The organism is Mumia quercus (assembly GCF_025506335.1).
In the GTDB taxonomy this organism is placed as follows: domain Bacteria; phylum Actinomycetota; class Actinomycetes; order Propionibacteriales; family Nocardioidaceae; genus Mumia; species Mumia quercus.
In genome coordinates, this window is record NZ_JANZYO010000005.1 from 333535 (window position 1) to 340442 (window position 6908).

The following is a 6908-nucleotide window of genomic DNA, read 5'->3' on the forward strand; positions in this document are numbered from 1 at the left end:
GGCGGACGTACGGGGTGACTCGCGGGGGCGCAGAGCGTGACTCGCGAGGGGTTATTGGGAGAGGTGGGGGACCTCGGCCTCGACGTGCCGTCGGGGAGCGGTCTCGGCGAGCAGCATCGCCGCGAGGACCAGCGCGCCGCCGGCGAGCGTGCGGAGGGTCAGCGACTCGTCGGTGAACCCGATCGCGAACGCCGCGGCGAACACCGGCTCCATCGACATGATGATCGCCGCCCGGGTTGCCGGGAGGTGCGCCTGCGCCCACGTCTGCGCGAGCATCGCGAACGCACCGGCGACGAGCGCCATGTAGACCATGCTCACCCACTGGCCACCCGTCTGCGGGAGCACGACGCCGCCGGGGGCGCTGATCGCGAAGCACAGCACCGCGATCACCGCCATCTGCACGACCGCCAGCGCGTACGCCTCCCGGGCGGAGGTCCAGGCGCCGAGCATCACGATGTGCAGGGCGTAGAGCAGCGCGGACAGCAGCGTGATGCCTTCGCCATAGCCGATCGCGAGTCCCTCCAGCGAGAGGAACCCGAGCCCCACGGTCGCGACGCCGACCGCGATCCACACGAGGACGCCGATCCGTTGGCGCAGCACGAGCGCGGCGAGGATCGGGGTGAAGACCACGTACATCCCGGTCACGAACCCCGACACGCTCGCCGAGGTCTGCGCGAGCCCGACGGTCTGCAGGATCTGGGCGCCGCCGTAGACGAGACCGAGCACCACCGCGCGGCGCAGACTGTCGCCGCGCAGAGCGAGCACGGTCCTCGGCCGCAGGAGGAACAGGGCCGCGGCGGCGATCGCGAACCGCACAGCGAGGAAGTCGACGGGCGGGACGACCTCGACGAGGTCCTTGATGAGGAAGAACGTCGACCCCCACGCGGCGGTGACGGCCAGCAGCGCGGCGGCGGCGAGGAACCCGTACGAGCGCGGGACCGGCTCGACGGCGCTCTCGGGGGTGCTCACTGCGGGCGGAGGGAGGCCAGGAGCGCCAGGTCTTCGCGCCACGCGTCGGCGCCACCTGGGGTCTCGAGGACGAAGGGCACGCCTTCGGTGGCCGGGTGCGCGAGCATCGCCGCGAACGGGTCCTTGCCGAGGTGGCCCACGCCGATCCGCTCGTGGCGGTCCTTGAAGCTGCCGCGGACGTCCTTGGAGTCGTTGGCGTGGACGAGCGCGAGGCGGCCGGCGCCGCCGACCTCCACCAGACGCTCGAGGGTCGCGGCGACACCCGCCGGCTCGTCCAGAGGCTCGCCGGCGGCGAAGGCGTGGCAGGTGTCGAGGCAGATCCCCACGCGGGGGTGGTGCTCGAGCGCGTCGAGGTACGGCTCCAGCTCGTCGACCTTCGCGCACAACGAGCGCCCCTGCCCTGCGGTCGGCTCCAGCAGCAGCCGGGGCCCGTCGTCAGGGAGGGCGTCGAGCAGCGGGAGCAGGCCTTCGCGGACCTGCCGGAGCGCGGCGTCGTACGCGCCGTCGTCGACGCACGAGCCGGTGTGCACGACGAGTCCTCGGGCGCCGATCGCCTGCGTACGAGCCAGGTTGTGCGCCACGCTCGCCACGGACTTCTCGTACGTGGCCGGGTTCGGGCTGCCGAGGTTCACGAGGTACGGGGCGTGGACGAACGCAGGCACGTCCTCGGCCTCGCAGAGCGCGCGGAACGCGGCGTCCTGAGCAGGGTCGCCTGCCGACGCCGCCCACCCCCGCGGGTTGCCGGTGAACACCTGGAGCGTGTCGCCACCGAGGTCGCGCATGGCGCGCCAGGCGCCCTTCGCCAGGCCGGGGCCGACGGGGACGTGCGCCCCCAACGGGTTGCGGGCATGCGTCGGCGGAGGGGTGGAGGGGGAGGGCACGGCCCCATTCTAGGGCGGCTACCCGGAGGTCCCGCTCTCGGTCGAGCGGGTCTCAGACGATGCGCAGGATGATCGTCGAGCCTGGAGGTGCCTCGTCGCCACCGCCGGGGGACTGCCGGGAGACCAGGTTGCTGCCGAAGTGGATGCGTTCCTTCTCGACCTTCACCTTGAACCCGGCCGCCTCCAGGAGCGCCTTCGCGTCGTCGACGTTCTTGCCGACGACGCCGGGGACCTCCACGGGCTGGGGGCCGTCGGAGACCGTCAGCGTGACAGTGTCGCCCTTGTACGCCGTGCCGTCGGCGGGATCCTGGGAGAGCACCTCGTCCTTGGGGACCTTGTCGTCGTACGTCCGCTCCACGGCGACGACGAGCCCCGCCTTCTCGAGGGCGCGCTGCGCCTGCGGGAGCTTCTTGCCGGTGAAGTCCTCGACCTCCACGGGGCGGCGGCCCTTGCTGACCACCAGGTCGACGGCCGTGCCGGGCTTGAGCATGCGCCCGACCGCCAGGGACGTGGCGATCACCCGGCCCGACTCGACGTCGTCGCTGAACTTGCGGTCGATGCCGCCGACGACCGCCTTGATGTCGGCGAGGGCCTTCTCGGCCTCCTCCTCGGTGGAGCCGGCGAGATCGGGCAACGCATACCGCTCCTTGCCCTTGGAGACGGTCAGCGTGATCGTGCCGTCGGGGAGGATCCGTCCGCCGGGTCCGGGGTCGGTCGACACGACCGACCCGGCCGGCACCGTCTCGCTGAACGCGCTGCCAGCCGTGTCCACCGTGTAGCCGTCGCGCTGCGCCTCGGCACGTGCCTGCTCCAGCGGCAGGCCCGTGAGGTCGGGGGCCTGGTCGAACCGAGCGACACCGAACCACCACCCGAGCGCAGCCGCGACGAGCGCCGCGGCGAGCGCGACGACGAGCATCCGGCGCCCGCGTCGGCGCTGGCGTCCTGCCGCCGCCCTGGCACGGGCGTGGTCGACCGGCGCCGTCGGGATGCCGGCCGCGTCGCGCGTGACCGTGCGCGTCGCCTCGTACCCGGGGTCGTACGGAGGCGAGGGCTCGAGGACGGGAGCCGGGGCCTGCGGTGTCGCGAGCGAGGTGCTGTGCGACTCCGCCTGCGGGTACGCGTCGTGCGCGGCGGCGGTCGTCGCGAGCGTGGGTGCGGGGGAGACGCTGGTCGCGAGCAGGTCGTCGCTGCCGGCGGCCACGATCCGGTGGAGGCGCAGGTCCTGCGTCAGCTCGATGTCGTCCACGACGTGGGCCTCGAGCGCTGAGCGCACCCGGCGTACCTGGTGGAGCAGCACCCGCGCGTCCGCCGAGCGCTGGTCGCGGTCGCGCGCGGTCGCGCGCGCGACGAGGGCGTCGACGTACGGAGGGATGCCGGCCACCACCGACGACGGGGCGGGCACGTCGGCGTGGACGTGCTGGTAGGCCACCTGGATCGGTGTCTCGCCGGTGTGCGGCTTGAGACCGGTGAGCATCTCGTACATGACGGCGCCGACGGCGTAGACGTCGCAGCGCGCGTCGGCGCCCTCGTTGAGGACGAGCTCGGGGGCGAGGTACGAGACCGACCCGATGAGCACGCCGGTAGTCGCCTGCGAGCGGGCGGTGATCGCACGGGCCAGCCCGAAGTCGGCGACCTTCACCTGGCCGCTGGGGGTGATGAGCACGTTCTCGGGCTTGACGTCGCGGTGGATGATGCGCGCGTCGTGCGCCGCGGACAGCGCCAGGAGCAGGGGCTCGATCAGCGTGAGGGCGCGGCGCGGCGGCATCGGGGCCTCGCTGCTGATGAGGTCGCGCAGGGTACGACCGGGGACGTACTCCATCACCAGGTAGAGCAGCCCGGAGTCGTCGCCCTGGTCGAAGACCGCCACGACGTTGGGGTGGTTGAGGCGGGCAGCGGCGCGCGCCTCGGTCTGGAGCCGTGCGGTGAAGTCCTGGTCACCACCGGCGTTGCCCTGCATCACCTTAACGGCGACCGTACGGTCGAGGCGGGTGTCAGTGGCAAGGAGCACGGTGCCCATCCCGCCCCGGGCGAGCACCTGACGGAGGTGGTAGCGGCCGTCGAGGACGCGGCCCACGAGCATCTCGTCGGTCGTCGTCACGGTCACCTCCTCCACGTCGGGCGTCGCTCCGTGCCCTCGCATGGGCGCGTGGACGTGTCAGGCGGCCCCGCCTCAGTGTAGGCGAGCCTTGCGGGCCCACCGTGGAAGGCGAGCCGACCGCGTCGTGCGAGTCTTGACCCATGGCAGACGACACCTCCGGCACCGACACCACCGCAGTCCGGCTCGACGCGCTGATCGACGACTGGCTGACCTGGGAGGAGGCTGCGGTCGAGCTGGAGACGACCGTCAGCCGCGTACGCCAGCGGATCCGGGAGAGGGACCTCCTGGCCGTGCGGTCGGCGTCGTCCTCGCGTCCGCGCGTGCCTGCGCTGCTGATCGCCGACGGCGCACCGCTCGAAGGCCTGCGCGGCACCTTGGTGCTCCTCGACGACGCTCGCTTCAGCGACGAGGAGGCGGCCGTCTGGCTCTTCACCCCTGACGACAGCCTGCCGGGGCGTCCGGTCGACGCGCTGCGCGAGGGCCGTGGCCGCGAGGTGCGCAGGCGGGCGCAGGCCCTGGGGTTCTGAGACCGCGGACGGGCGGCGGGTCACGCCGTCCGTCGCACGGCGCGCGCGGCGAGGTCAGCGAGAATCTGCGCGTGCGGCGCCAGCGGGGCGAGCCCGAGCGCTGCCGTCGCCTGGTCCTCGAGCGCGGCGATGTCGTCCTCCAGCCTGCGCAGCGCACCGGTCTCCCGGATGACCTCGCGCAGGCCGTCGACGGCGGCGGGGGAGAGGTCGGGGTCGCCGATGCCGAGGTCGAGGGTAGCGCGCTGCTCGACCGTGGCGCGCTCGTACGCATGGGCCACGAGCACGGTCTGCTTCCCCTCGCGCAGGTCGTCGCCGGCGGGCTTGCCCGTGACCTCCGGGTCGCCGAAGACGCCGAGCACGTCGTCGCGCAGCTGGAAGGCCTCGCCGACCGGCAGGGCGTACGCACTGAGGGCGTCGAGGGTCTCCGGCGGGGCGCCCGCGAGCGCGGCCCCGAGGTGCAGCGGCCGCTCGACGGTGTACTTCGCGGCCTTGTAGCGCACGACCCGCATCGCCTCGGTCGCCGAGCTCTGCCCGATCGCCCCGCCGACGAGGTCCAGGAACTGGCCGGCGACCACCTCGGACTTGCACGCGTCGAGGTACGGGGTGGCGCGGGCGACGACCTCGGGCGCGAACCCGGCCGTACGGAACATCTCGTCGGCCCACGACAGGAGGAGGTCGCCGAGCAGGATCGCCGCCCCGGTGCCGTACGCCTCGGGGGAGCCCTGCCAGCCGTTCTCGCGGTGCGAGATCGCGAACGCCGCGTGCGCGGCGGGCTTGCCACGGCGCGTCAGGGAGGCGTCGATCACGTCGTCGTGGACGAGCGCGCTGGCCTGGAGCCACTCGAGCGCGGCCGCGGCGCGGGCGACGACCGTGGCGTCGCCGGTCCCCCCGGCGACCTCCCACCCTGCGAGGCAGAACGAGGCGCGCAGGCGCTTGCCGCCCCGGACGGCTTCGTCCGCGGCATCGAGGAAGGGGGACAGACGGGGTCCGAGAGGGGCGAGGCGCTCGCGCTGCAGGGCGGCGAACGCCTCGAGCTCCTCGCCGACCCGGACGGCGAAGGCGGCGGCGTCGATCACGCCGCCACCCTACCTGCGTGTCCACGACGCGATCGGCGAGCCGGACGGTGCACGTCCGGCGGTTAAGGTGGGCGGCATGCCGACCGCACGCCGCCTCAGCGAGGACATCGCCGCTCCTGCGGCGAGCTTCTCGTTCGAGTTCTTCCCGCCGAAGAGCGACGCGGGCGAGCGGACCCTGTGGACGGCGATCCGCGAGCTCGAGCCGCTGCGCCCCACCTTCGTGTCTGTGACGTACGGCGCCGGCGGGACGACCCGCGACCGGACGGTCCGCATCACCGAGCGGATCGCGACGGAGACCACCTTGCGACCCGTCGGTCACCTCACGTGCGTCGGGCAGTCGCGCGACGACCTCCGCACGGTGCTCGGTCAGTACGCCGCGGCCGGCGTCCGCAACATCCTCGCGCTGCGTGGCGACCCGGTCGGCGGGCCCGGAGCCCCGTGGACGCCTCATCCCGGCGGCCTCGACCACGGCGACGAGCTGGTCGCGCTGGTCGCCGGCTTGGGGACGTTCTGCGTGGGCGCGGCCGCGTACCCCAAGGGCCACCGCGAGGCGCGCAGCCTCGAGGCGGACGCCGACGTCGTGGTCGCGAAGGCGCGTGCGGGCGCCGAGTTTGCCGTCACCGACTTCTTCTTCCTCGCCGAGGACTACCTCGGGCTCGTCGAGCGCGTGCGGGCACGCGGCTGCGACATCCCGATCGTGCCCGGGATCATGCCCATCACCAACCTCGCGCAGATCACGCGCATGGCCGAGCTGTCCGGCCACCCCGTGCCCGCCTCGGTCGTCGCGCGGCTCGAGCCGTGGGCCGACGACCCCGAGGGCTTGCGCGCGGAGGGCACCGAGATCGCGACGCAGCTGTGCGACACGCTCCTCGCAGAGGGTGCGCCGGGCCTGCACTTCTACACGCTCAACCGCTCGCGGGCCACGCGCCAGATCTACGAGAACCTGGCTCCGGCGCCCGTCGGCTGAGCCGCGACGCGCCCGGGTTGCGCATCGTCCGGCGGTTGGCCTCCGCCGGTGCGATGCTGACAAGGTGACTCGGGAGCAGCACCGCAAGAGGGGGATGCTGGTGCTCGGCGGGCTTGTAGGGTCCGCCGTGTTCATCGGCTGTGCCCTGGCCTATCTGCTGGTCGGCGCCAGAGGCGACCTGCTCGTCGTCGCGTGGTGGACGAGCGGCCTCGCCGTCCCCGCCTTCGTCGTCGCCGCCTGCACGGTGGAGGACGACGGGATCGAGCGGCCGCGCTACCTGACGTCGCTGCTCACCGGCCTGGGGGGGGGGGGGGGGCCCCCCCCCCCCCCCCCCCAACCCCCCGGGCCGGCCCCCACGGGGGGCGCGGCGCGGCGGCCGCGGCGGCGCCC

Annotated in this window: 6 protein-coding genes; 2 read left to right on the top strand and 4 right to left on the bottom strand. The window is 73.7% G+C overall.

Going from position 1 to position 6908, the window contains the following annotated elements:
* Positions 1-51 precede the first annotated feature (51 nt).
* Genes NYZ95_RS13810 through pknB form a run of 3 tightly spaced genes read right to left on the bottom strand, consistent with a single transcriptional unit; the run spans position 52 to position 3948 of the window.
* On the bottom strand, positions 52-969 hold the full coding sequence (locus tag NYZ95_RS13810; protein ID WP_262851889.1) for a DMT family transporter: 918 nt from the start codon (positions 967-969) through the stop codon (positions 52-54).
* Complete coding sequence (locus NYZ95_RS13815; RefSeq protein WP_262851890.1) at positions 966-1850, bottom strand: deoxyribonuclease IV; 885 nt, start codon at positions 1848-1850, stop codon at positions 966-968. The genes NYZ95_RS13810 and NYZ95_RS13815 overlap by 4 nt, the downstream gene beginning before the upstream one ends.
* Positions 1851-1902: 52 nt before the next feature.
* A complete protein-coding gene (gene pknB / locus NYZ95_RS13820) occupies positions 1903-3948 on the bottom strand; it encodes a Stk1 family PASTA domain-containing Ser/Thr kinase (RefSeq protein WP_262851891.1) in 2046 nt (681 codons plus the stop codon).
* 140 nt (positions 3949-4088) lie between these two features.
* Between pknB and NYZ95_RS13825 the strand changes: the two genes are divergently transcribed.
* A complete protein-coding gene (locus NYZ95_RS13825; protein ID WP_262851892.1) occupies positions 4089-4475 on the top strand; it encodes an Rv2175c family DNA-binding protein in 387 nt (128 codons plus the stop codon).
* A gap of 20 nt (positions 4476-4495) precedes the next feature.
* Here the strand turns inward: NYZ95_RS13825 and NYZ95_RS13830 are convergent, their stop codons facing one another.
* Complete coding sequence (locus NYZ95_RS13830) at positions 4496-5551, bottom strand: polyprenyl synthetase family protein (RefSeq protein ID WP_262851893.1); 1056 nt, start codon at positions 5549-5551, stop codon at positions 4496-4498.
* A 76-nt stretch (positions 5552-5627) separates the two neighbouring features.
* Between NYZ95_RS13830 and metF the strand changes: the two genes are divergently transcribed.
* Complete coding sequence (gene metF, locus NYZ95_RS13835) at positions 5628-6518, top strand: methylenetetrahydrofolate reductase [NAD(P)H] (RefSeq protein WP_262851894.1); 891 nt, start codon at positions 5628-5630, stop codon at positions 6516-6518.
* Positions 6519-6908 lie beyond the last annotated feature (390 nt).